Source organism: Calothrix sp. PCC 7507 (genome assembly GCF_000316575.1).
GTDB lineage: Bacteria > Cyanobacteriota > Cyanobacteriia > Cyanobacteriales > Nostocaceae > Fortiea.
Genome location: NC_019682.1, coordinates 4,816,732 through 4,840,463, shown reverse-complemented (window position 1 = coordinate 4,840,463; position 23,732 = coordinate 4,816,732). Strand labels below are relative to the sequence as shown.

The following is a 23,732-nucleotide window of genomic DNA, read 5'->3' as shown; positions in this document are numbered from 1 at the left end:
GTATAAAAAAATTTACACTGATTTTGGGATTTTTTCCCTAAAATATCACCTAAAAAATGTAGTATTGGCAACTAGCTTATGACTCCGAAAGAACTTAATGTTTTGTATAAAAAATTAAGAACTAGAAAAATCTCAGCTAGAACCCTGATACTAAAAAAAATCTAGTGCTATCACTGAGGTGCAACGAAAATGACAGCAGAAATACCACTTCGTCTTCGTGATCTAAAACCGGAATATCAGAAGCTTTGGAATAGCTGCAACATCCAGCCAGAAAATTTAAACCTTACTCAAGAGATAGTTGCAAAAATCCGTTTAAATCGTCCTCGTTACGAAGCGTTACAGCAGAAAATTAATGTGCCTTGGCACTTTATTGCAGTCATCCACAATATGGAATCCTCCCTCAAATTCACCAGACATCTCCACAATGGTGACTCACTCAAAAAACGTACGGTCAACGTACCAGTAGGTAGACCAACTGCCGACCCAATTAATGGTTGGGAAGTAGGATACACTTGGGAAGAGAGTGCGATTGATGCCTTGGTACAAAAAGACTTAGACAAAGTAAAAGATTGGAGTTTATCAGCCCAACTGTGGCAGATTGAGAAATACAACGGTTTTGGTTATAGGCAGTACCATCCAGAAGTTCTCACTCCTTATCTATGGTCAGGTACTAATCTCTACACTAGTGGTAAATACACCAGCGATGGTAAATGGAATGCTGATGCTGTTTCTACCCAAATCGGCGTAGTAGCTTTGCTGAAAATTTTGACTAAGGAAGAAAATCTGAGAGTTTTTATAGCTTAAGAAAAATTGGAGGCAGTTAATGAAATATAGCTTAGAACTAAATTGTTGAGCGCAGTTTTTGCTCATGTTTATATATGCAAAAATTACTAATTACTGGAGCTAGTGGTTTTTTAGGATGGCATATTTGCCAAATTACAAAACAAGAATGGGAAGTTTATGGCACTTATTTATCCCATAGCATAGAAATTGCTGGCATGAAAACTCTGAAGGCTAACTTGACAGATTTTCAAGAACTTAAGCGCATATTTCGTGATATTAATCCAGATGCAGTTATTCATACTGCTGCACAATCTCAACCGAATTTTTGCCAAACTCACCCTCAAGAATCCCAAGCCATTAATGTGACAGCATCTTGCGATATAGCTGGACTTTGTGCTGATTACTCTATTCCTTGTGTTTTTACCTCAACTGACTTAGTTTTTGATGGATTAAATGCTCCCTATCGAGAAACAGATCCCGTGTGTCCTATAAATCTTTATGGTGAGCAAAAAGTTATGGCTGAAGTAGGTATGCTAGAGCGATATCCCCAAACTGCAGTATGCCGGATGCCGTTAATGTTTGGGATGGCAACACCTACAGCTAGTAGCTTTATACAGCCATTTATCCAAACTTTAGAAACCGGAAAAGAACTAAATTTATTTATAGATGAATTTCGCACACCAGTGAGTGCAACAACTGCATCTCAAGGAATTTTATTAGCTCTAGAAAAAGTTAACGGATACATACACTTAGGTGGAAAAGAAAGAATTTCTCGCTATCATTTCGGACAGTTATTAGTAGAAATATTCCAACTCCCTGTCACAAATCTTCAAGCTTGCCGACAACAAGATGTGAAAATGGCAGCACCTAGACCACCAGATGTTTCTTTGGATAGTTCTAAAGCATTTGAGTTAGGATATAAACCTCTATCATTACGACAAGAATTATTAGAGATTATAGGACTAGCCCTTTCAAGGTGACAAACGAAGATACGTTGCTTTAGTGTGATCATCCTAAGTTATCCGCTCAGATTTTGGGATTTTTAAAGGTTGAAATAACCAATTTTCGTTCCGAATTTCACCACCTTGAAAGGGCTAGATTATAGGACTTACGCATTGACAGGAAATGCAAAATATGCGTGATAAACAAAATACATCTTTCATGGGGGTTTAGCACTGCTAAACCCTATAAGGGGGGCAAAACCCGGATCTAAAAAGAAATTCGATTTGTGTGTACACTGTAGCCTTACTAAGGAGAGGAGTTGAGGGTGAGGTTTTTTGTACTTCACTTTTATTGGGAACAGCTATATTTAAGTGCGATCGCTCCTCAATTTCATCCTATTATTTCACCATCGCTGCCAAGTTCACTACAAACTCAGGAAACTGACGCTTTAATGCTGGAAACACTGGACATGGCGCTTGTTCTTGTAAGTTCTCTGGTTTGCTCCAAGTAAACGGTGCTTTTTGAGATGCAGACATCCACAATAGGCGCTTGGCGCGTGTCATCGCTACGTAGAGTAACCGATATTCCTCGGCAGTTTTTAAGTGTTTTGCTTGTTCCCAAGCTTGGCTGACATCGGGTATATCAGATTCACCGTGGAGTGCTGCACGCACTTGGGCACGAGCTACTTCCGATAAAGTAAAATTGCCTAAAAACTGGCTTTGGGGCGGCACCCAAAACCGACCAGGAATCAAGTTTTCGTGGAGAAAGGGGAGAAAAACATAGTCCCAATCTAGCCCTTTGGCTTTATGCATGGTGATAATAGTCAGTTGACCATTCCGGGTGTAACGGGCTTCTAAATCTTCTGCTTCTACAGCTTCAAACCTCTCAGAACTGACGATTTCACTTAAAGCTGACAACATCGCCCCCATTGAACTATTACCAGCTATTTGCTGATTTACCCGTTCTGTGAGTTTGTCAGCCGTGGCTAATTCTGCTTGGTCGTAATTTAACGTCAAGGCTAAGAAAGAAATTAGGTGGTAAATGGGCAATTCCAACCGGGCACGGAGTAAGCTACGACACAGGTGTGAGGCTTTTTGTACTGGCTCTGACTGGGGTTGTGCTAAGGGACCTGGATACAAAAAGTCTTCTGGTAAACTAGCGAGGACATTGAGGTCTTGGGTAGGTATCAATTGACGCCCTACCAAGACTTCAAGGGCGGCTTTGAGGTAGTCGGGGGAATGGGGGCGATCGCAAAATTGCAATAATGCTAATATCTCTTGGGGAATATGAGAGCGGCGATCGCGTTCTCCCACATCATAAAGTGTAATTTTATGCTCTTTGCAGACTGGTGTCAGTGCTTCTGCCAACCATCTTCCTTGGCGATTTTCTCGCACTAAAACTGCTGCACTGACTTGTGTTGGCGCTTGGGCAAATAACTCAATCACCCTCTGGGAAAGTAACTCGATGGTGTGATGAATATCACGAGGTGTATACAGTTCTAGTCCCCGTCCCACTGGTGCAGGATTAGCATCTTGCTGGGGGTCGCCTGTGTCAACTGGGCGAATGTGTTGCGGACGGAAGGGGAGGAGAGGGGCAGGGGGAGCTTGTTGATTTTTGCTGCCATAAAAGCTGTTGATCCATTCCAGCGCAAAGTTAGCGGCGGCAATAATAATTCTGGTACTACGACCAGCTTGATCCATTGTTGCGAGTTTTTGCAGGCGATCGCATTCTTCGCAAAATTGCCGAAAATAAATCGGGTCAGCTGGTGTGAAAGTAGAGTTAATCGCCTGGTTCGGGTCGCCAACTCGCACTAAGTTGATTGAAGATGAGGGAGAGGAGGAGGATGAGGGTGAATAATAATCTTTCATTACTCCCCCATCACCCCCATCACTTGCCAAAATCTCTAACAACTGCGTCTGCAAGGGACTAGAATCTTGGGCTTCGTCTTCAAAGACGGCGAAAACTTGGTTTTGCTCGATGCGGCGGGCGCTGTCGTTGTCGAGGACGCGCAGTGCCGCTAAAATCATATCGTCGTAGTCGATGAATTCACGCGATCGCATTAAATTCTGATATTGCTCATATAACCCGGCGGCTACGTTCAAAATCCCATATACATCCGTGGTTTGTTGACTCCACTCCCGCAATTTTTCTGGCGATAGACCAGAACTTTTGGCTTCGTGAATTACTGTAGTCGCTAATTCTGGCAATACTTCCGTCCGCAGCACCGATTGACGACGCAACCTTTCTGTTTCTTCTCCGTCAAATTGGCTACCTTCTAACAATCGCAAATAAAGTCTGGGATTGTTGTTAATCCATTGCTCTACGGCAGTCCTGATGAAGCGATGACTCTGGGTTGGTGTGATTAATGTGACATTTTCTAGCTGCAAACCGGATAAATTGGGATGACGGCTGGCAATATTCAACGCTAAACCATGCAACGTATAGACAAAAAAGCCCGTTTGTGGGAGAGATAAGTCATCCCGTAAATATTTGCGGATTTTCGCTTTAATATTGGCAGCAGCAGAGCGTGTAAAAGTCACAACCACCAACTGACGACGGGAAGAGGGGCGGGACTGGGCAGCATTTTCATATTGACGCGCAATAGCGATCGCCGCCGCCGCCGCCATCCCCGTAGATTTACCCGCACCTGGGACAGCAGAAACAGCCAATGGCCCAGCGTACCAATCTGCCATTTGTTGTTGTCCAGGGCGGAGACTATTACGAATGCGGGCGATCGCCTCTGTACGTAGGGACGACACAGGCGATCGTTGTAATAGTTCTGAGTGGAGAGATTCTGAAGACACAGGAGCAGTAAAATTAGCGTCTGACATGATTAAATTTTAGACGTTTTTTTAACCGCAAAGCCTGTAGATACAAGGGGTGGGGTTTCCGCGCCCTCGACTGTATGTCACTGAGCGCAGCCGAAGTGTTGCATCCAACCGAGAACCGCTATCAGAAAGAACGAGCTTGACTCGAAACACCAAAAATAAAAGCGATCACATCTTTGTCTGGGTGCGATCGCTTTTATTGATCATCTAAAATCCAGCTTAAGCTACAACAGGCTCCAGCAACTGGATATTCGAGAAGATAAATTCCTGAGTGGAAATTTTACCTGCTGTCTCGGTGCGAATCTCGCGGCGATTCAGAATGAAGTATTTACCAACTTTTTCATATTCATCAGTAAATTCGCTTCTACCACCCTTTTGTTCCCCGGTTTTGGGGTCATGATATACAGAGTCATAAGTGTGGGATAGGTAGCCTTCCCCAGTGTTGTGACTGCTGAAGGTGTCAATAGTCACAAAAGTCCCGTGGATCAGGCGGTGAACGTGGCTGACTTCATTATTATGGACTTTGTACTTATCGCCATCTGACTTACCACCAACCAAAATTTCCACAGCACCATTTTCTGCTGTCGCGCCATAGCTAAAAGTATTGGCGCTGTGGTTGTCTTCAAAGGCGCGGCGGATGCGGTGAATGGCAATTTCCCAAGCTTGATTGTGAATCGCTTGTTTGGCTTGCTCATTCTCTATGTCCAACACTTCCGCTTTCAAATCGGCGTTGATGCGAACTTTAGCTGTAAATACTTGATCGTCATATTTATATGTGACATCGGTGGTGTAGCCAGGAAAATTCTTGTCCCAAGTGTAACGGTTTTCATAAGCAGCCCGGAAAAGTTCCTGAGCTGAAAGTTGTGTAACTGTCATATTTTTACCTGTAGCCACTAGTGATATTAGCTTTTTGCTTTTGCTGGTATTAGCATAGAGGTAATTATGAAGCCCCGCATAGTCCCCAACTGGGTACACTTATGGCTAATTCTCTTCATGCTGCATTTCAAGCGATCGCCAATGTCCGCAATGAGCAAGAACTTAAACTAGCTCTCAAAGACACAGTTGGCCAGCATTTTGGCGTGCAACGTTGGGGAATTTATCTCCTAAATGACCAATCAACAGCCGAGATAGATGCTCAAAGCATTCCAGCCGTATGCTTAGAAAGCAATCCAGTCGGACGCTATGTAGTTGAACGCCACGCCCCCGCTCATGAACAATTAATCTTATCTCCAGGAGACTGGAAAGATATTTGCCCCCGTTCTGACCATGAACACGTGATGACTGGCCCAATTGTGTGCGATGGTCGTCTTGTCGGCACTCTTAACTTAGCCCGCGCCAAGGGGAATCCGCCATTTAATGGTAATGATTTAGCTGACCTCAGTGCTTTATGCATTCATTTATCCACAAAACTTGCTACCCTCAGAGCGCAACCAAAAACATTCCCACCCTCGTTAGCCTGTCCCTTGACACCGCGCGAGTTACAAATCGCTGAACTTGTAGCCCAAGGCTTAACTAACACCGAAATCGCCGCTAGACTTTGGATTAGTCAAAATTCTGTCAAGCAAGCTTTGAAAAGGATGTTCCGTAAGCTTAAGGTTTCAGCCCGTGCGGAGATGGTGGCACGACTACAAGATATTCTAGTTTCAGCGAGGATTAATTGATGAGTCGCCCGCGTATTCTGCAACCTGGGACGAGCTATACATTCAGCAAATATTTTGAATTACCTTATACACCAGGTGACATTCTTGCAGAATTGAATTGTCGATATGAACGTCAACGGTTAGATTTACCAAAATATGCAAATCATCTCAACTGTCTAGATTTTTTAAGTCACTATTTGCAAAGAAATCTAACTTACGTCAACCCCATAAGTGAAATGGCCAGACGGGAAGTGTTAATTGCCCCGACGCTGATAGAAATTTGTGCAGAAACTCACACTCAACTAAATATTGAATACCCAATTAATGTTAATGAACAACTCAAAGGGAGTTTTGATTATTATATAAACGGCGACGTGGGAATGTTAGTAGTTGAAGCTAAACAATCTGATTTAGGTCGAGGTTTTACCCAATTAGCAGTAGAATTAATTGCCCTTGACCAATGGACGCAATCAGAAACGCCAATCCTCTATGGTGCCGTGACCACAGGAGAAGATTGGCGGTTTGGTAGATTTCATCGCCAAGAAAGATTGATTTCCCAAGACATAAAACTTTATCGCATTCCTGAAGAATTAGAAGAATTGCTGCGAATTTTGGCAGGAATTATTGTCGCACCTGTGGCTGTTAAATAAAGCGATACACCTCAAAATGAGATCAATTACCTTAAGTGCGATCGTCAGATTTCAACCTTTTTGTACCAGTAACTTAGCTGTCTCTTGCGTCTGTATCCCAGAAGCTTTGATTAAAAGCTGAATATATCCAAAAGACCCTCTCCACGAGTAGACAGGGCCTTTTGTGAGGTTACGCGGGATAAATCCGTAAGCGGCGATTTGGTTCTTCGCCAAAACTATCGGATTTGAGGCGATAGTGTTCTACCAACTCATGCTGCATTTTGCGGACTTGGGAAGAACGGGGTAATAACTCGACTGGCTGTCCTTTAGGAATCACTATCTGCTCTACTGCTAGCCTAGCTTCTTCTAAAGCGTCAATCTCGTCTTCACTACCACTGTGCAATAACAGTTGTAGTTCGCGGTCATCGCCTAGTTCTGGGTCATCCATGTTCAGCAAGCGCCGCAAGCCACGGGTAATTTGCGGTATGGTGCTGGATTTAATTACGTGGATGGGTACGTGGCGAGCTTTGGCCATTTGCCTTAATTTGGCGTGGTTTTTGACATGCGATCGCAGTGCTAAAATTGCATCTGCACTATCAATGTCTTTTGTCAATATCACTGGCAAAGTTAGCACGCTAATCACTTGTTCTAGTTGGTGGCGGCTAACTCCATAGGGGTAAATATGTAGTGGCAAATCTTCGCCATTTGGCCCCGGCTGTCTAGTGGCATCAAAATCAACGGCTTCGGAATAATTAAAGGATTCATCCAGCAAGCGGTCAAACTCACTGCGTCCAGTCACTCGCTCACGCTCTAAAGAAAAGGGTGGCAATGCTACCATTTGTCCTGATGAGCGCCAGCCGTTGGATGGTCGCATTGGTGGTGAGGCATCCTCTGCAAATATTGAGTGTGGACCGCGACCGTTAACCACCGCCAACTGTCTGGCCACAGAAACTTTACCCTCGTCATCTACAGTCCGAGTTTGCGGATTAGGTTGGCGACCTCTGAGTAGATTATCTACTGTGTCAGCTACACTTTCATGTACTACCCAGCGTTGCCGTTCTAACATTTCCACAGCAATCTCAAAAGTTGGCGGGGCTTTGCGTTCCAGAACAGTCTTTTGACTACCGCGCCGTCTCGCTTCGTCATCTCCCAGAGTCACAGCTTGGATACCCCCGACCAAATCAGCCAGGGTGGGGTTTTTAATCAGGTTTTCGATCTGATTACCATGAGCAGTACCTACCAATTGCACACCCCGTTCCGCAATGGTACGCGCGGCTAAAGCTTCCAATTCTGTACCGATTTCATCAATGATAATGACTTCTGGCATGTGGTTTTCTACTGCCTCAATCATTACCTGATGCTGTTGGTCAGGATGGGCGACTTGCATCCGTCTAGCGCGGCCAATTGCTGGGTGAGCAACATCACCATCTCCAGCGATTTCGTTGGAGGTGTCGATAATCACCACTCGTTTATTTAGCTCATCGGCCAAAACGCGGGCAATTTCCCGTAGTGCAGTAGTTTTACCGACTCCTGGACGACCTAGCATGAGAATCGATTTACCAGTTTCTACCAAATCGCGAATCATGCCGATAGTGCCAAATACCGCTCGACCGACGCGACATGTCAAACCAATAATCTTGCCAGTGCGGTTGCGGATGGCGCTGATTCGATGCAATGTTTGCTCAATTCCTGCCCGATTATCTCCGCCAAAAATTCCGACTCGCTCAATGCAATCATCTATTTGTTCTTGAGTGACGGGCGTTTCACTTAGATACTCCGCTTGGTGAGGAAAGCGAGCCTCTGGACGACGGCCCAAATCCAAGACGACCTCTACTAAAATATCTCGTTTGGGATGATTCTCTAGTACTTGTCGCAGGCCTTGGGGCAAAATGTCTAACAACTTTTGGAGATCTTCTGTAATCGTCATGCTTTCTATGGTGACGTTTTTAGAGATAACGAATGAGCGATTAGCGCTCCTGCTGTGACTTGAGCTGGGAAACGAGGGAATGGGCAAGCTCTACAGCTTGCCAGAGCAATTCTGGTTCTTCTTCCAGGCGGATATTCGCCTTGATACTGTTGTTAGTTACCTCCTTATTCTCTAACTGTTCAAAAATTGGTGACAGTAGTACACGGGCGTAGCTACCATAAGCAACCCCAGAAATTTTAGATTTTGGATTTTGGACTTCGACTTCGCTCAGTCGAACGATTTTGGATTTTGGGTTGATGTCTTCCAATCCAAAATCTAAAATCGGCAATCTAAAATTGTTGAGGAGTCCCATTGCCTTTAACTTGGCAACGGTGTAGCTGTTAGTGCCTCCTGCTAACTGCACATATCCCGGTAACTCGGCTGCCAAAACTTTTTGTCCTAATTTCACCGCCGCTATTGTGGTACCATCTCCAATATCTCCACTCATTGGCCGGCCGTCGGTTTGCCAAATTAAGGCGTAATGATAGGGGTTAATCGTCTCATACAGTGCTTGCAGGTAGTCAATCATGCCTTCGCCATCGGGACAACTAATGGCTAATACCTTTAGTTGGTCAGCCCACGGTGAAATCGCTTGCCACAATTGCTGAAATTCAGCCAAACGCCCTACCTGTGTATGAATTTCTATGGCATCTACTCCCGTTGACATTACCAATGGTGCGATCGCTCCCGGCGTGGACATATATGAGCTTGTATAAATTTTATCATATGGACAAATTGGTATGCAACGACCACAGCCATAGCATTTTTGTGAAATAACTCCTGAAAAGTCATCTTTTATCCTGTCAAACACGATCGCCTGTGCCGGACAAATTTTTTCACAGGGTCTAGAGCAATCTGTAGGGCACTCAGTATAATTAAACTCTGCTTTACGGAAATGGGGGTCTTCTCCATCATTTAGGCTGACCATCAAAAAGGGTGAGTTGCCTTTGTAGCCAAAGCCTCGCGCCTGAGCATCCTCTGCTAGATTCTGAGCTGCTTTTAGCGCTGCTTGCGCTGCTGTAATTACAGCTGGATCAGCTGCCACATCTATGCAGTCAGCACCTGCCAAAGTGTAGGCTAATGTTAAACTTCTGACCGCTGGCAAATGTTGGAAACTGGCTCCGCAAATGAGCTTAAACCAGTGCCCTGCTTTTAGGGATTGTAAAGGGGCGAACAGATCAGTCACTTCTCTATTATGCTTTGTATGTGACTGAAAATAGTAGTCTGTTATGGATAAATAATCCCGATTTCCTCATCTTGGATTCTGAGTTGTCAATCTTGTATGGGTGATTTTGGCTGCGTACCTTCGCTAGAAAAGAGTTTTGCTGTAGTTTGTGTGCAAAACGTAGTGGCTTTTTTTATATTAATAATTATAACGAATAGTATTTTAATTAAGGGTTTCAGTATTATTTTCAACTAAGTATTCAGGTTGGGCGATCGGAATTTCCACTGTGAACTCTGCTCCTTGTCCTGGTGATGAAGAACAAGTGATCTGTCCTCGATGTTTTTGCACGACAATTTGATAGCTAATCGACAATCCTAACCCACTACCTTTGCCCACAGGTTTTGTAGTAAAAAATGGGTCAAATAGACACGATTTTAATGACTCATCTATACCTAGACCATTATCGGCGATCGCAATCTTGACTGTATTAGACTCTGTCGCCTGTGTACGAATCTGAATTTGCAGATGTTCAGTTGTTTTTTCTTTAGATATCAACTCTTCTAAGGCATCAATGGCATTATTCAATAAGTGCATAAATACTTGGTTCAGTCCACTAGGATAGCAGGTGATTAAAGGCAAGTTTCCGTAATTTTTAACCACCACAATAGGAGGATAGCCTGGTGTTTGTCTAAGTCGATGTTGTAATATCAGTAAAGTGCTGTCAATACCTTCATGGATGTTCACCCGCTTCATCAAGGCTTCGTCGTGCCGAGAAAAGTTTTGTAGTGCTAACACAATTTCTCGAATACGATCAGAACCTCTATACATCGCACCCATTAAAGTTTGTAAGTCTTTAATCACAAAATTCAGGTCTATATCTTTAACTAGCTTTTGAATTTTGGGAGTAGGTTGAGGATATTCCTGCTGATAGGACTCAATTATATTTACTAAGTCTTGCACATATTGACTAGCATATTGGAGATTGCCATAGATAAAACTAATGGGGTTATTAACTTCATGAGCAATTCCAGCTACCAAATGTCCCAGTGCCACCATTTTTTCGTTCTGGATTTGTTGTACCTGAGCGGCTTTCAAATTATCAAGTGCCTCTTGCAACAAAAAATTTTTTTCTTGTAATTTAATTTGCAGCAAACGTAAATTTATCTGATTTTCAATTCGTAATATCACCTCGGCTCCATGAAAAGGTTTAGTAACATAATCAGCGCCTCCCATATCAAAGGCTTTAACTTTATCTAATACATCATCTAAGGCACTAATAAAAATCACTGGCACTTCACAAGTTTTTGCGTCAGATTTGAGCTTTTGACAAACTTGATAGCCATCCATTTCTGGCATATTGATATCAAGTAAAATCACATCTGGCAAAACCATTTGACATGCGGTCAGCGCCATTTTACCGTTTAAAGCTTTACGAACTTCAAACCCTTGGGATGTTAACATAGCTGATAACAGACGCAAGTTATCAGGAGTATCATCGACCACCAAAATATTGCCTTTATGGTTTTTTTTGTGATTTAAAAGCATTTTGTATAAAACTCTATGTTTTTAATTCTGTGATAAATATTTATTTTTAATCTTCATGCCAAATGCTATGCAATGATTACCATTGAGGCGCTCTAGTTAGTAAATTGAGAGCTAATTGCTGTTCTATAGGTTGAGAAAACAGATATCCTTGAGCAAAATCACAGTTGAGACTTCGCAACTGAGCTAACTGTTCTCTAGTTTCAACCCCCTCGGCGATCGCTCTCATCCCCATTGACTCAGCAATGCTAATCATCGCTGGCACTAAGCCCATATCTTCTTGGTTTTCTAGCATACGTTTAACAAAAGATTTGTCAATTTTGAGTGCATTTAAAGGAAAACTATGTAGGTAACTTAAAGAAGAATAGCCTGTGCCAAAATCATCCATAATTAATTTAATTTTTCGTTCTTGTAATTGCTGAAGAATGGCTTTGACTGCTTGACTATTTTCCATAATTACACTTTCTGTAATTTCCAATTCTAAGTTAGCAGGATTTACGTTGGTCTCATTAATTATTTCGTCAATTTTTGCTATCAGGTTGGGCAGGGAAAACAACCGCGCACTCAAATTAACACTAATAGTTATTATTTCTGATATTGCTGGATGATTTTGCCAGAGATGTAGTTGATGACAAGCTGATTGTAATACCCAGAGGTTGATAGCACCAATCAAACCTGTTTCTTCTGCCACAGGAATAAACTCTATGGGAGAGATCAAACCGCGACTGGGATGTTGCCAACGCGCCAGGGCTTCAAATCCAGTAATTCTGCCTGTACTCAGGGAAATAATTGGCTGATAGTAAACAAGGAATTCTCGCCGTGCAACAGCCCTTCTCAAGTCATTTTCTAACTCTAAAAGCTGGATAGCTTCTTGATACATTGCTGGATCAAAAATATGATATCTGACTCTTCCTAAAGCCTTAGCACGATACATTGCTGTGTCAGCATCTCGCAACAAATACTCTGGACGATCATATTCTTTATTACCCCAGGCGATGCCAATACTGGCACTCATAAATACTTCATATCTGGACAGCTTAAAAGCCAGTGATAGCTGTTGCAGGATACGCTCTGCGACTTGAATAGCTATGCTAATATCTGTGAGATTCTCTAGAAGAATACCAAATTCATCGCCACCCAATCTAGCTAGAGTACCAACTGGTACTACTGATGTTTTCAGGCGATGAGCGATCGCTATCAGTAATTCGTCTCCTACCAAATGACCTAGAGAATCATTCACAACTTTAAAGCGATCGCAGTCTAAATAAAGTAGAGCAAACTGATAATTAGCATCTTGTTTAGCACGATTTAGGGCTTTTTCTAGTCTGCGAATAAACAACACGCGGTTTGGTAACCCAGTCAATGAGTCATGCAACGCGATATCTAGCAATTTACTTTGTAGTTGCTGGCGGGATGTGATTTCTCCCTGGAGTTTTTGCAAAGCCTTTTCTAGCTCACTCGTGCGCTGTTTTACTCTTTGTTCCAATTCGGTATTGAGCTTCAGAATTTCTAGTTGCGCCGATCTCAATTTTAGTTGACTTTGTACACGCACTAAGACTTCTGCTAACTCAAACGGTTTGGTAATGTAGTCTACACCTCCTACCCGAAAAGCTTTCACCTTATCGAAGGTATCATCTAAAGCGCTAATAAAAATCACCGGAATATTGGCAGTTAGCTCGCTCGCTTTAAAACGCTGGCAAGCTTCATAACCATCAATCTCCGGCATCATAATATCAAGTAAAATTAAATCTGGTAATACTGTTTGACAAGCAGTTAAAGCCATTTGCCAGTTCAAAGCTTTGCGGACGTTATATCCTTCTTTTGTCAAGAGCGAGGATAAAATCCGCAGATTGTCTGCCATGTCGTCAATCAGCAAAATATCTTTTTTATCAAGGTCTAACCGCTCGTGATTCATTCTGGGTTGGTTCTAGTCAATTCCATAATTTTCTCAAATTGATAGTTGTTTGCTAAATCCCTGAAAAGTCGGAGAAGTTGACTTTGATCTGCAGGAATTTGCCCAAGCAACTCTAAAATCATGCCATCGCTACAACTAGCTGCGGCGTGACGCAAATTTCCCAGCCACTCAGGGGGCATTTGTGACAAATGCCGTAAGAGTTCGGCTTCGCTGGGCAAAACTTGTGTTTGTTGACTGGCAACTGTGATATTTGCAGTTTCTAATTGGCTGATATATTTTACACCTAGATGTTCGCTAACTTTTTCTAGTAATAAGTTCTGGGCGAATGGCTTGCGAATAAAATCATCGCAACCTGTTGACAAAATTTTCTGTCGTTCTTCTTCAAAGGCACTGGCAGTCAAAGCAATAATAATAGGACAAGCGGGCATGAGGCATGGAGCATGATTCCCATACCCAATTTTTCTGGCTTTAATCACTCTCGTAGCTTCGTAGCCATCCATAACGGGCATCCGCATATCCATAAATATCAGGTGTGGTTGCCATTCTAACCATTGAGCGATCGCTTCTTGTCCATTCACAGCCTCTCGGACAGCAAAGCCAATGGATGTTAGTAGTTTAACTAGCACAAGACGACTATCTGTAGCGTCGTCAACTACCAAGATCCGGTATTCTGGTTGAGCGGGTGCTAAACCAATAACATGGCCTTGATTTTGATAAGTCTGAATTTCGCTTTTCTGTGCTAGGTTGATTTGAATATCAAAAGCAAATCGGCTGCCTACACCAAGCGTACTAGTGGCAAAAATATCGCCACCCATTAGTTGTACATATTTGCGGCTAATTGCTAAACCTAATCCTGTTCCCTGTTGTGATTTTCTTCCAGTTTCAGTTTGCCCAAAAGCTGCAAATAACAGGTCTATTTCTTCTGGAGAAATTCCAGGGCCAGTGTCAAGTACCTCAAAGAAGAGATGAGGAAGATTTTGCTCCCCCTGCTCCATTCTCACCCGGAGCGTCACACTCCCAGTCTGAGTAAATTTAATGGCATTTCCTAACAAGTTAAGCAAGACTTGACGTAATTTGCCTTCATCAGTTTGCACATATTGAGGAAGATCAGCAGCATATTGAAAAACTAGTTGCAGGTGTTGAGCAGCAGCACGGAAATGTAACATTTCTTTCAAGCTTGCTAGCAGCCGAAGTAAGTCAAAACTGTTAACATTCAATACAGTTCTGCCAGCTTCAATTTTAGACATTTCGAGAATATCGTTAATTAAATTCAGGAGATGCTCACCAGCACGATTAATTATTGCTAGGTTTTGTTGATGTTCCGTTGATAAAGAATTATCATTACCCATCACTTGAGCAAAACCGAGTATAACATTCAGTGGAGTACGCAATTCATGACTCATATTAGCCAGAAATTCACTTTTAGCATGGTTGGCTCGCTCGGCAACTTTTTGTCCTCTGGTGGCATTTTTTTGGGATTGAATTAGTTCTTTTTGCGTATTTTGTAGTTGATTAATAACCTTGAGCAGTTCTTGAGTCTCTCTTTTTTCTGGTGATTCTAAGAATAATTGTGTGGTTTGTTTGCATTTGCTCATGTCACCAAAAGTAGCGATTGCAATAGCAACATTTCTCGATTCACCGAAAGCCACGGGAAAACTCATCCCGCTGTCGCTTTGGAGATTGGGTATAGGGCATTGGCAACTTTTCTCATTCTCAAAATCCCCATTTCCTTCACTAGGAACAATTTTTTGAGATGATCTATTTAATTGTAAAATTGGCTTGATAAATGAGTAAGCAGTCAAAATTCCCAATTGTATACCTACTAAAAAGGTTATTATGTAAAGCCAGATAGTTTGATCGATCCTATACTTTTGGGAAATTTCGTTGACCAACAGGTTGCTATTCTCTGCGCGTTCAATGCCGATCAAGTTATCTTGAAGGCTAGCAAACTTGTTGTAGCCAATATTAAAAATCTGTATTGGCTGACAAAAATAATGCCCCGTGGTTTCTAAGTCAGAAAGATTTCGCAATCCCAACTCAACTGCATCTAAATTAATTGACTGAGGAGTTGTTAAATAACTATCGAGGAGAAGTTCGATGCGATCGCAGATTTCATTTTCTACCTGAGTTGCAAGTTCTGTGACTATTTTATGTCCATTTTGATATGAAAAATTCCCCACAACCACTACAGAACTACAAATTTGCCACACGAATGGCACAATTAAAACATATTTAAGTGACATCTTGAGATAAAGTTTTTCAATTAAGCATCTGAAGGATTTGATAGTCTGAAGTTTCGATAACATTGTTGTTTGATTTTATCCCCAGTTGTCAACTATAGGATTCCTATTTGATTTTTGAATTAAAAGTAGGGTGGCACTGCCCACCAGATACGGGTTTTGTAAGGCATAGCCCTACCTACAAATACTTAGATTTTTTCAAAACTCAAAGCGGATTGCGATAGGAGAATTCTTGCTATATAAGCTACGAGCGATATAAGAGTTAGTACCAACTTTCCCAGGAAAAGCCATGAGTGCATCACCTTATTAGATACGAAAAATATAGCAGTACTGAGTTAAAATATGCCTGTTTGCCTGACGTAATTCCTCCCGCACTTAATCTTCATGCTTTGTTATAACACCTTAATTTGCCCAGTTTTAGCTGACAACGCATCTATAAATCTTCTCAGATAAACTGCAAAATATATTTACACTCATTCAAGATTACATCTCTATATCCTGGAGATTTAAATAATAAACTACAGCATGTGATTCTATGGTATTTGTTACCATTAATACCAAAATATTGCCTTATTGATGCATTGGCTTATTTAGCCAGTGCCAATATCTCTAGTACAGCTTGGACTAAATAAACCAACCATCTGAAATAGGTAAAAAGCTTGCAGTATAAGTATTCTTTCTTTTTACACCTCGGCTTCGCTCGGTGTAACCCTGAGCGCAGTCGTACCACTTCGTGGAAGCAAGCTACGCGCAGCATCCCGTAGGGAAGGGTTACTTTTGCCTTGTTGTACTATAGAGGGCTACTATTTGATTTTTGAACTACATGTAGGCAGGGCTATGCCTTACAAAACGAGGATATGCTGGGCATTGCCCAACGCCACTCCTCTCAACACGGGAAACCCCTCCGGATTCGGCAGTCCACCCGGTGCTTCAGACGCACGTGTGGCTGCGCTCACCGCGCACAAGGGTGGCTCCCCTACAGATACTTAGATTTGTTCAAAAATCAAACCGGATTCCTATAGTCTTATCCAAGTATCTTGTTAAAAAAATCTGAGAATTTCCCCAAAAATAATCTTTTGCCAAGAGGAAAAACCAAGTTTTTTTACTTCTTGCTGTTTAAGTTTAAGAAACGCTAATTAAATTACGAAATAATTTGAACTTCGTTACCTATCTGCAAAGTTTTCCCCACAGCCGATATGGGTAATCGTGTGTTGACGCTCAAGCTGTAAAAGTGACGAAAACGCGACGCAGCCACCCAGCTTGGTAAGGTTGCTTGTCGCTGTTGCACAAATGTTTTTTGAAAGCTTTGGTAAGCTAAACCCGAGTCAGGATTGCGTGTCGGGACTACACACCGCTTACATGGCTGAACACCAAAAAAATGCACATCTCCTACTCGAAAAGAGACTGTCTCACTTTCTGCGCTAAATAACTGATCTTCCCAGAATGGTGGTACATCCCCAATTTCAATGTTGGCACGTATCCGACGGCGCATTTCATTAACACTCACATCGGGAAACCAAGAAGCCACTTCTGTCAAAGTTGCTGTACTAATCACCGTTGGCCCCGGCGAGTTGAGATCGTCAGGAAAGCCTGTTAAAGAATTTTGTTGCAATTTGACAGCAAACTCAAAAAAATCACTCAAAGCCGCTTCTAGGGCTTTGCGCTCCTCATCCAGATGGAAAATTTGTTGCGCGTCATCACCTGGGATTTGTAGGGAGATAGTTCTATTGAAGAGTGTAAATTGCGCCCGTAGTAAATGGATTTTGGCATGACGCTTGCCATTTACAAAGTTTTGTGAATCATCAAAAATAGCAAATTCTCGGTCAGATTTTAATGCCCCACTAGCCAAGACTGTGGCGTTTTCAACTTCCACGCCATCCAGTGATTTAACCGGGTAGAGTAAAATTTTGGCTAGGTACGGCATGGCGACAGATAGATTTAATTACAGCAGATTGTCAGGGCACAGGGACGCTTGCCCTTACATTTATACCTCATTTACCTCAAAAATGCTCTGTGGTGTGGGACTTTAGATTAGGCATTTCCAGGCAAAATCCTAAATTAAAATTGCTGCGTTTACTTATCCACTTTACCAAAATTATTTAATTGCAAAAACCAGAATTTTCTACCATTATAGATAATCGTTAACTATGGGTACAGTGGCGCTTTATTAATTCCCCCAATGTGATTGAGTGGCCAGAAACGCACTACAGCACGACCGATAATCTTCTGTTGAGGGACAACACCCCAACAACGTCCGTCGTAACTATTGCTACGGTTATCACCCAGCACTAAGTATGAGTTTGCGGGTATGATTTGGGGTTTCGCCAAGAAAGGCGGCTGCTGTCCTGAGGTGCAAACTTCAGTTACAGTGCGTTGGGTTGAACTCAGGTAATTTTCTTCCGGGAGGGGTTTGTCGTTGATATAGACCCCACCATTCCTCAGTTCTACTTTTTCTCCAGGTAAACCAATTACACGTTTAATAAAGGCATCTTGATACTGCTCTTTTTGTAGCTCGTCTGTTGGCCAAAAAACTACAATATCTCCTCTTTGCGGCTGAGAAAATTTATACTTCAACTTATCAACAATTATCTTGTCTGCTTCCCACTGGTTGGGAGTGCCATGTAGGGTAGGTTCCATAGCACCAGAGGGAATCCAGCGAGCTTCACTAAACATAACAAAAGCAAGGGCACATAAACCCATAGCTCCTAGGGACGCTATGATAGCGCGTTGTAGGATGATCTTAATGTTGACATTGAGCATACAACATTTTGTTTTCTGACCTTATGTTTGGTAGCCTATTTTATGGAGTGGTTTGTGGATATAGTGGTGTTTTATCAATGCTCCCAATGCGGTCGAGTTTCCAGAAACGCAGTACCGCACGACCGATAATTTTCTCTTGGGGGACAACACCCCAACAGCGTCCGTCGTAGCTGTTGTTACGGTTATCTCCTAGCACCAAGTATGAGTTTGCGGGTATGATTTGGGGTTTCGCCAAGAAAGGTGGCTGCTGTCCTGAGGTGCAAACTTCCGTTATAGTGCGTTGGGTTGAACTCAGGTAATTTTCTTCCGGGAGGGGTTTATCGTTGATATAGACCCTACCATTCCTCAGTTCTACTTTTTCTCCGGGTAAACCAATTACACGTTTAATGAAAGCATCTTGATACTTCTCTTTTTGTAGCTCGTCTGTTGGCGAAAAAACCACAATGTCCCCTCGTTGTGGCTGAGAAAATTTATACTTCAACTTATCAACAATGATCTTGTCTGCTTCTAATTGATTTGGGGTACCGTGTAGGGTGGGTTCCATAGAGCCAGAAGGAATCCAGCGAGCTTCGGCAACAAAAGTACGAATTCCCAAGGCTAGAACTATACTTAAGACAACTGTTCTACCTATTTCTGCGATCCAGGAATGATCGGGTTGTTGACTAGAGTTGTTATCAGACACTTGATTTTGCATGAAATTACTGAAGTAAAGAAAAGATCCAGGTAGTTAACTCGCTCAGGGGAACTTTATTTCTTAATCTTAACGGGAGAAGTTAGATTTTCTAGTTATGTGGATAACTTGATAGAGCTATTCATGGTCAAAAATAAACTTTTTTTTAACTTGTGACCAAAAATTGACTACGGAGAGCGCAACCAAGTTTAACCTAAAAGAATAGTTCTCTGTCATCTATAACTCTCCATTTTGAAGCTGTTAACTCCATGTCATCTCAAAAAAGTTTATTGATTCGTCGCGCTCGCATCATTCTACCTGATGGTGAATTAATGGTCGGGGATTTGCTGACGCGCGATCGCCAAATAGTCGAAGTTGCACCACAAATCTCTACTACCACACCCACTACAGAAGTTGACGCAGAAGGGTTAACTTTGTTGCCAGGAGTCATCGATCCACAGGTACATTTCCGAGAACCAGGACTAGAACACAAGGAAGATTTGGCTACGGCTAGTCGTGCTTGTGCTAAAGGAGGAGTAACCTCTTTTCTGGAAATGCCGAATACACGCCCTTTGACAACTAACCAACAAGCTTTAGACGATAAATTACAGCGTGCCTCCCAAAAGTCCCTAGTTAATTATGGCTTTTTTATTGGGGCAACAGCAGAGAATCTGCCAGACTTGCTCGAAGCAAAGCCGACACCAGGAATTAAAATTTTTATGGGGTCAATGCATGGTCAGTTGTTGGTTGACCAAGAAGGGCTATTAGAAGCTATCTTTGCTCAAGGACATCGCTTAATTGCCGTTCATGCTGAAGACCAAGCGAGAATTAACCAACGCCGTCAGGAATTTGCCGATATCCATGATCCCGCAGTGCATTCACAAATTCAAGATAATCAAGCGGCACTGTTGGCAACTAAACTCGCCTTAAAACTTTCTCAAAAATACCAACGTCGGCTGCATATTTTGCATCTGTCCACGGCGGAAGAAGCCGACTTACTACGTCAGGAGAAACCGAGTTGGGTGACAGCCGAGGTGACGCCACAGCATTTATTGCTCAATACCAGCGCCTATGAAAAAATTGGCACTTTAGCACAGATGAATCCACCTTTGCGATCGCCCCACGATAACGAAGTCCTTTGGCAAGCTTTGCGCGATGGTGTGATTGATTTTATCGCCACAGATCACGCACCACACACATTAGCCGAAAAAGCCCAAGCATATCCCAATAGTCCATCGGGAATGCCCGGTGTGGAAACTTCCTTAGCTTTGATGTTAACAGCAGCGATGGCGGGGCAATGTACGATCGCCCAAGTTACCCACTGGATGTCCAAGGCTGTAGCTGTTGCTTATGGTATTCCCAATAAGGGAGCGATCGCACCTGGTTATGATGCTGATTTAGTGCTTGTAGATTTACAGACTTACCGCCCAGTTCTCAAAGAAGAATTGTTGACTAAATGTGGTTGGAGTCCTTTTGAAGGATGGAACCTTACCGGATGGGCTGTCAAAACTATTGTTGGTGGTGAAATTGTTTATGACCAGGGTAAGGTAAATGAGTCAGTCCGTGGTCAAGCCTTGAATTTCTTGGAGTAAATAGAAATGCTGTGCTTGCAAGTAGCAACTTCAAAAAAAGTTACCCTAATCATCTTGTGTAAATAAGGGATGTTCGCGTATAAATACGCGAACATCCCTTATTCTTAAAAACTTGCTTCCGTAATAGCTACATATACAGATATAAGAATATCTTTCCTACAGAGTTAAATAATTTTAATTTTACTCATTATTTTATTAGGGTTAGTTTTATAGATTTTCAGCATCAACCTAGGTATACGCATACAAAGTTAGATAACTAATGCAAAACATCATCAAGATTTAACATTCGCCTACTAGCTATGGGTATTCAACGATATCTATTCTTTATTTAAACAGTTAGATAAAATTAAGTCGGTCAAACTGATCAAGGCAAGTTATGTAAAAACTCTGTGTTCAAGCCAAAATAGTTTCTATATGCTTGATACATAAAGTAATAACAGTTGTTTTTTAACTTCTGATTACACTTTTAAAAAAAGAATGCGGTAGATTTCAATCTGGAAACACTTATGACTTCCGAATCTCTTAAGTTTGAATTTTGAATGTGTATTAGTTGCTGTTTCCATGTAACCAGATTAAAAATCTTCACCTATATCTCAGGGAAAGCAACATTGTCTTCGACTGATATTTCCTCCCAAGCAGGTATTTAAAAAATCTGCATTTTGCTAGATATCACCTGCAATAAAATCAATTTATTCAGATATTTTGAGTCAAATGATCATACATCTGCTAGTGATTACATACCCTGGTAATGCAGCTAGTAGATATCAATTGCGTGTGCCTTTTTCATCCAACAATTTTTCACTCATTCTTGAATAATTAAGATAACAATGTTAACTAATTACTGTAACGAAGACGAGCGCGGTAGCGGCAGATAGAATCAGTTATCAGTTGCTTGTACTGAGCGTAAAGCCTACGGCATAGCTTATCTACGAGAGGCTGCGCCAACGCTTAGGGCGTAGCTTCTCGCAGAGAAGTATCAGTTGATAGCCATAGTCCTCCACATCTAAAAGTGGTGGCTTACCTGGGTTAAATACCCGACTGAAACCGTGATAACTGTATCCTGCGGCAAACTGCTACGAGTCTAAACTGTTCGCTGATTTAATTGAAATATCACAATTGTATGGTTTAATTTCGGCTAGGCGATCGCCCTCTTTGCCATAAGTCAAATATACACTGACATAACTATCTGGCTTGTAGGGTAATCGTTCTGCCCACTCAATTGCCACAATTCCTGGTACAACTTCCATACCTTCCCAATAGGTTTCTAAATTTAAGGCAGCTACTTCTTGTGGTTCTAAGCGATATAGATCCAAATGATAAAGGGGGAAGCGCCCTTCTGTATACTCATTAATCAGGGTAAAAGTGGGACTCACAATTGGTTCGGTGATTCCCAAGCCTTTCCCAATGCCTTGTACTAGGGTAGTTTTGCCAGCACCTAGATCACCTTCCAGGAGAATTACAGTGCTAGGAGGTAAGGTTTGGCCAAAAGTAACACCCAAATTTAGGGTTGCTTGTGCATCTGTAAGCGAAATTTTCATTTGATATTATGCGCTCCACTGTACCACCGGAGCAACACCCGTGCTAGTTTTTCGGGATTGTGGCGCACGTAACCTGTTTCATCTTCAAACAAGACATTAGCGGGGACAATCCGCCGCCCTAGCTGGGTTACAGCTTCTCGATCTAAGAAAACGGGATGGGAATTTTGTTGAGCGTAGCGAATCAGTGATTTAGCTGAAGGAGATTTTTTGTGTACCAGTACAGCATCAAATAACTGCCTGTGTCCCACGGCGGTATCAATGGCGCGGATGTGATCGGCAACACTATAACCCTCAGTTTCTCCAGGTTGAGTCATAATATTGCAGATATAGATCCTGAGTGCTGCTGTTTGGGCGATCGCATCAGCAATTTCTGGCACTAACAAATTAGGGATCAAGCTAGTATAAAGGCTACCAGGCCCAATGATAATATAGTCAGCTTCTTTAATTGCCTTAATAGCGGCTGGCAATGCGGGTGGATTAGCCGGAATGCAGCCGATTTTCACAATTCTCCCCGCAGCTTTGGGGATGTTAGATTCGCCCTCAATGCGTCGTCCGTCAGCCAATTCTGCCCAGAGACGAACATCACTGAGGGTTGCGGGTAACACTTGTCCTCGCACCGCTAAGACTTTAGAACTAGCAGCAACTGCTAGTTCTAAATCCCCAGTAATTTCACTCATGGCTGTTAAAAATAAGTTACCAAAACTGTGGCCAGTTAACCCATCCCCAGCCCGGAAGCGATATTGAAATAATTCCGTTAATAACTTTTCTTCATCTGCCAGCGCTGCCAAACAACTGCGAATATCGCCAGGGGGTAGAACGCCAAATTCTTGGCGCAAGCGACCAGAAGACCCGCCATCATCGGCTACAGTGACGATAGCGGTAATATTAGCGCTGGAGGTTTTTAGTCCCCGCAGTAAGGTGGAAAGTCCTGTACCACCGCCAATCACTACTATTTTGGGACCTCGGTACAGTCTACGGTGTGCCAATAAGACATCAATGAGTTCTTCTTCACCTTCTGGTCTTAGCACCTTAGTAATGGAGCCGACGGTGCGGGTTTGTCCCCAAAGTACCAACAACAAGCCGCACAGGATCACTAATGGTCCACTGATATAGTTGGGCAAGATATTGGTGATCGCTCCCAGAAACCCTTTAAGCAACTCTATCGCCCAAAAAATGGGGCTTAACTTAATCCAAATAGCTAATCCCAAACTGACTAGTACTACACCCCCAACACTGATTAGCAACCAACGTTTGACTGACAGTCCAGGGGACAACCATTTAAACCACTGGTTAACCCGATGGGAAGTGCGGCTGCGCGACTGCCGTTGCAGTGCGTTGAGGGCTTGTCTGAGAAAACCAATTGACATACCTGGTTCGGAGCAGTGGTACAAATAATAATTAACAGAAAATGTACACTACTTGGTTTGAAGACCAAGGGTGTAACTATTACATTTTTTAATCTCATAAGACTGTGAGCAAGTCCTCAAAGTTGCCCGTATTCCCAGTCAACCTAAAGTATAAA

General features: G+C 42.5%; 17 protein-coding genes. 5 read left to right on the top strand and 12 right to left on the bottom strand.

The annotated features are described in order from the left end of the window. Nucleotides 1–189 precede the first annotated feature (189 nt). A complete protein-coding gene (locus CAL7507_RS20625; protein ID WP_015130433.1) occupies nt 190–804 on the top strand; it encodes a hypothetical protein in 615 nt (204 codons plus the stop codon). 74 nt (nt 805–878) lie between these two features. After that, nucleotides 879–1,763, top strand: a complete 885-nt coding sequence (locus CAL7507_RS20620; RefSeq protein ID WP_015130432.1) for an NAD(P)-dependent oxidoreductase — start codon at nt 879–881, stop codon at nt 1,761–1,763. A gap of 360 nt (nt 1,764–2,123) precedes the next feature. Here the strand turns inward: CAL7507_RS20620 and CAL7507_RS20615 are convergent, their stop codons facing one another. Beyond that, nucleotides 2,124–4,556 (bottom strand): ATP-dependent helicase, encoded by a 2,433-nt coding sequence (locus CAL7507_RS20615; protein WP_015130431.1) that lies wholly within the window; start codon nt 4,554–4,556, stop codon nt 2,124–2,126. Between the two features lie 216 nt (nt 4,557–4,772). Continuing rightward, nucleotides 4,773–5,429 carry a DUF3386 domain-containing protein gene (locus CAL7507_RS20610; RefSeq protein WP_015130430.1) on the bottom strand — a complete coding sequence of 219 codons (657 nt, stop codon included), beginning with the start codon at nt 5,427–5,429 and terminating at the stop codon, nt 4,773–4,775. 101 nt (nt 5,430–5,530) lie between these two features. Between CAL7507_RS20610 and CAL7507_RS20605 the strand changes: the two genes are divergently transcribed. Both CAL7507_RS20605 and CAL7507_RS20600 read left to right on the top strand, forming a co-directional pair. Beyond that, a complete protein-coding gene (locus CAL7507_RS20605; protein WP_015130429.1) occupies nt 5,531–6,214 on the top strand; it encodes a LuxR C-terminal-related transcriptional regulator in 684 nt (227 codons plus the stop codon). Further along, nucleotides 6,214–6,843 (top strand): hypothetical protein, encoded by a 630-nt coding sequence (locus tag CAL7507_RS20600; protein WP_015130428.1) that lies wholly within the window; start codon nt 6,214–6,216, stop codon nt 6,841–6,843. Before CAL7507_RS20605 ends, CAL7507_RS20600 begins: the two co-directional genes overlap by 1 nt. Before the next feature lie 169 nt (nt 6,844–7,012). Here the strand turns inward: CAL7507_RS20600 and CAL7507_RS20595 are convergent, their stop codons facing one another. From CAL7507_RS20595 to lepB (CAL7507_RS20560), 8 genes are all read right to left on the bottom strand, one after another. Continuing rightward, nucleotides 7,013–8,749, bottom strand: coding sequence for a R3H domain-containing nucleic acid-binding protein (locus tag CAL7507_RS20595; RefSeq protein WP_015130427.1), 1,737 nt, complete (start codon nt 8,747–8,749; stop codon nt 7,013–7,015). A gap of 40 nt (nt 8,750–8,789) precedes the next feature. After that, complete coding sequence (ldpA, locus tag CAL7507_RS20590; protein ID WP_015130426.1) at nt 8,790–9,974, bottom strand: circadian clock protein LdpA; 1,185 nt, start codon at nt 9,972–9,974, stop codon at nt 8,790–8,792. 201 nt (nt 9,975–10,175) lie between these two features. Then, nucleotides 10,176–11,498, bottom strand: a complete 1,323-nt coding sequence (locus tag CAL7507_RS20585) for a response regulator (protein ID WP_015130425.1) — start codon at nt 11,496–11,498, stop codon at nt 10,176–10,178. Between the two features lie 76 nt (nt 11,499–11,574). After that, nucleotides 11,575–13,410: an EAL domain-containing response regulator gene (locus tag CAL7507_RS20580; RefSeq protein ID WP_015130424.1), complete on the bottom strand. Its 1,836-nt coding sequence runs from the start codon at nt 13,408–13,410 to the stop codon at nt 11,575–11,577. Continuing rightward, nucleotides 13,407–15,653 (bottom strand): ATP-binding protein, encoded by a 2,247-nt coding sequence (locus tag CAL7507_RS20575; RefSeq protein ID WP_015130423.1) that lies wholly within the window; start codon nt 15,651–15,653, stop codon nt 13,407–13,409. The genes CAL7507_RS20580 and CAL7507_RS20575 overlap by 4 nt, the downstream gene beginning before the upstream one ends. Nucleotides 15,654–16,791: 1,138 nt before the next feature. Then, the gene (locus CAL7507_RS20570; RefSeq protein ID WP_015130421.1) at nt 16,792–17,574 is read right to left on the bottom strand and encodes an MOSC domain-containing protein; all 783 of its coding nucleotides are present in this window, start codon (nt 17,572–17,574) and stop codon (nt 16,792–16,794) included. A gap of 221 nt (nt 17,575–17,795) precedes the next feature. After that, nucleotides 17,796–18,410, bottom strand: coding sequence for a signal peptidase I (gene lepB / locus CAL7507_RS20565; protein ID WP_015130420.1), 615 nt, complete (start codon nt 18,408–18,410; stop codon nt 17,796–17,798). Nucleotides 18,411–18,450: 40 nt separating this feature from the next. Then, nucleotides 18,451–19,104 carry a signal peptidase I gene (gene lepB / locus CAL7507_RS20560; protein ID WP_015130419.1) on the bottom strand — a complete coding sequence of 218 codons (654 nt, stop codon included), beginning with the start codon at nt 19,102–19,104 and terminating at the stop codon, nt 18,451–18,453. A 245-nt stretch (nt 19,105–19,349) separates the two neighbouring features. Here lepB (CAL7507_RS20560) and CAL7507_RS20555 point away from each other — a divergent pair, with 245 nt between their 5' ends. Next, the gene (locus CAL7507_RS20555) at nt 19,350–20,672 is read left to right on the top strand and encodes a dihydroorotase (protein WP_015130418.1); all 1,323 of its coding nucleotides are present in this window, start codon (nt 19,350–19,352) and stop codon (nt 20,670–20,672) included. 1,073 nt (nt 20,673–21,745) lie between these two features. Here the strand turns inward: CAL7507_RS20555 and CAL7507_RS20550 are convergent. Together CAL7507_RS20550 and yvcK are read right to left on the bottom strand one after the other, a co-directional pair. Beyond that, on the bottom strand, nt 21,746–22,210 hold the full coding sequence (locus tag CAL7507_RS20550) for a bifunctional alanine racemase/tRNA (adenosine(37)-N6)-threonylcarbamoyltransferase complex ATPase subunit type 1 TsaE (protein WP_015130417.1): 465 nt from the start codon (nt 22,208–22,210) through the stop codon (nt 21,746–21,748). After that, nucleotides 22,207–23,577, bottom strand: a complete 1,371-nt coding sequence (gene yvcK / locus CAL7507_RS20545) for a gluconeogenesis factor YvcK family protein (RefSeq protein WP_015130416.1) — start codon at nt 23,575–23,577, stop codon at nt 22,207–22,209. The genes CAL7507_RS20550 and yvcK overlap by 4 nt, the downstream gene beginning before the upstream one ends. Between the last annotated feature and the right edge of the window lie 155 nt (nt 23,578–23,732).

Bases quoted from the DNA above. Each gene is read 5' to 3' on its own strand.
- CAL7507_RS20575 (WP_015130423.1), bottom strand. From the start codon at position 15,653: ATGTCACTTAAATATGTTTTAATTGTGCCATTCGTGTGGCAAATTTGT.
- CAL7507_RS20555 (WP_015130418.1), top strand. From the start codon at position 19,350: ATGTCATCTCAAAAAAGTTTATTGATTCGTCGCGCTCGCATCATTCTA.
- lepB (WP_015130420.1), bottom strand. From the start codon at position 18,410: ATGCTCAATGTCAACATTAAGATCATCCTACAACGCGCTATCATAGCG.
- CAL7507_RS20570 (WP_015130421.1), bottom strand. From the start codon at position 17,574: ATGCCGTACCTAGCCAAAATTTTACTCTACCCGGTTAAATCACTGGAT.
- yvcK (WP_015130416.1), bottom strand. From the start codon at position 23,577: ATGTCAATTGGTTTTCTCAGACAAGCCCTCAACGCACTGCAACGGCAG.
- CAL7507_RS20625 (WP_015130433.1), top strand. From the start codon at position 190: ATGACAGCAGAAATACCACTTCGTCTTCGTGATCTAAAACCGGAATAT.
- lepB (WP_015130419.1), bottom strand. From the start codon at position 19,104: ATGCAAAATCAAGTGTCTGATAACAACTCTAGTCAACAACCCGATCAT.
- CAL7507_RS20550 (WP_015130417.1), bottom strand. From the start codon at position 22,210: ATGAAAATTTCGCTTACAGATGCACAAGCAACCCTAAATTTGGGTGTT.
- CAL7507_RS20605 (WP_015130429.1), top strand. From the start codon at position 5,531: ATGGCTAATTCTCTTCATGCTGCATTTCAAGCGATCGCCAATGTCCGC.
- CAL7507_RS20600 (WP_015130428.1), top strand. From the start codon at position 6,214: ATGAGTCGCCCGCGTATTCTGCAACCTGGGACGAGCTATACATTCAGC.
- CAL7507_RS20585 (WP_015130425.1), bottom strand. From the start codon at position 11,498: ATGCTTTTAAATCACAAAAAAAACCATAAAGGCAATATTTTGGTGGTC.
- CAL7507_RS20615 (WP_015130431.1), bottom strand. From the start codon at position 4,556: ATGTCAGACGCTAATTTTACTGCTCCTGTGTCTTCAGAATCTCTCCAC.
- CAL7507_RS20610 (WP_015130430.1), bottom strand. From the start codon at position 5,429: ATGACAGTTACACAACTTTCAGCTCAGGAACTTTTCCGGGCTGCTTAT.
- CAL7507_RS20595 (WP_015130427.1), bottom strand. From the start codon at position 8,749: ATGACGATTACAGAAGATCTCCAAAAGTTGTTAGACATTTTGCCCCAA.
- CAL7507_RS20580 (WP_015130424.1), bottom strand. From the start codon at position 13,410: ATGAATCACGAGCGGTTAGACCTTGATAAAAAAGATATTTTGCTGATT.
- CAL7507_RS20620 (WP_015130432.1), top strand. From the start codon at position 879: ATGCAAAAATTACTAATTACTGGAGCTAGTGGTTTTTTAGGATGGCAT.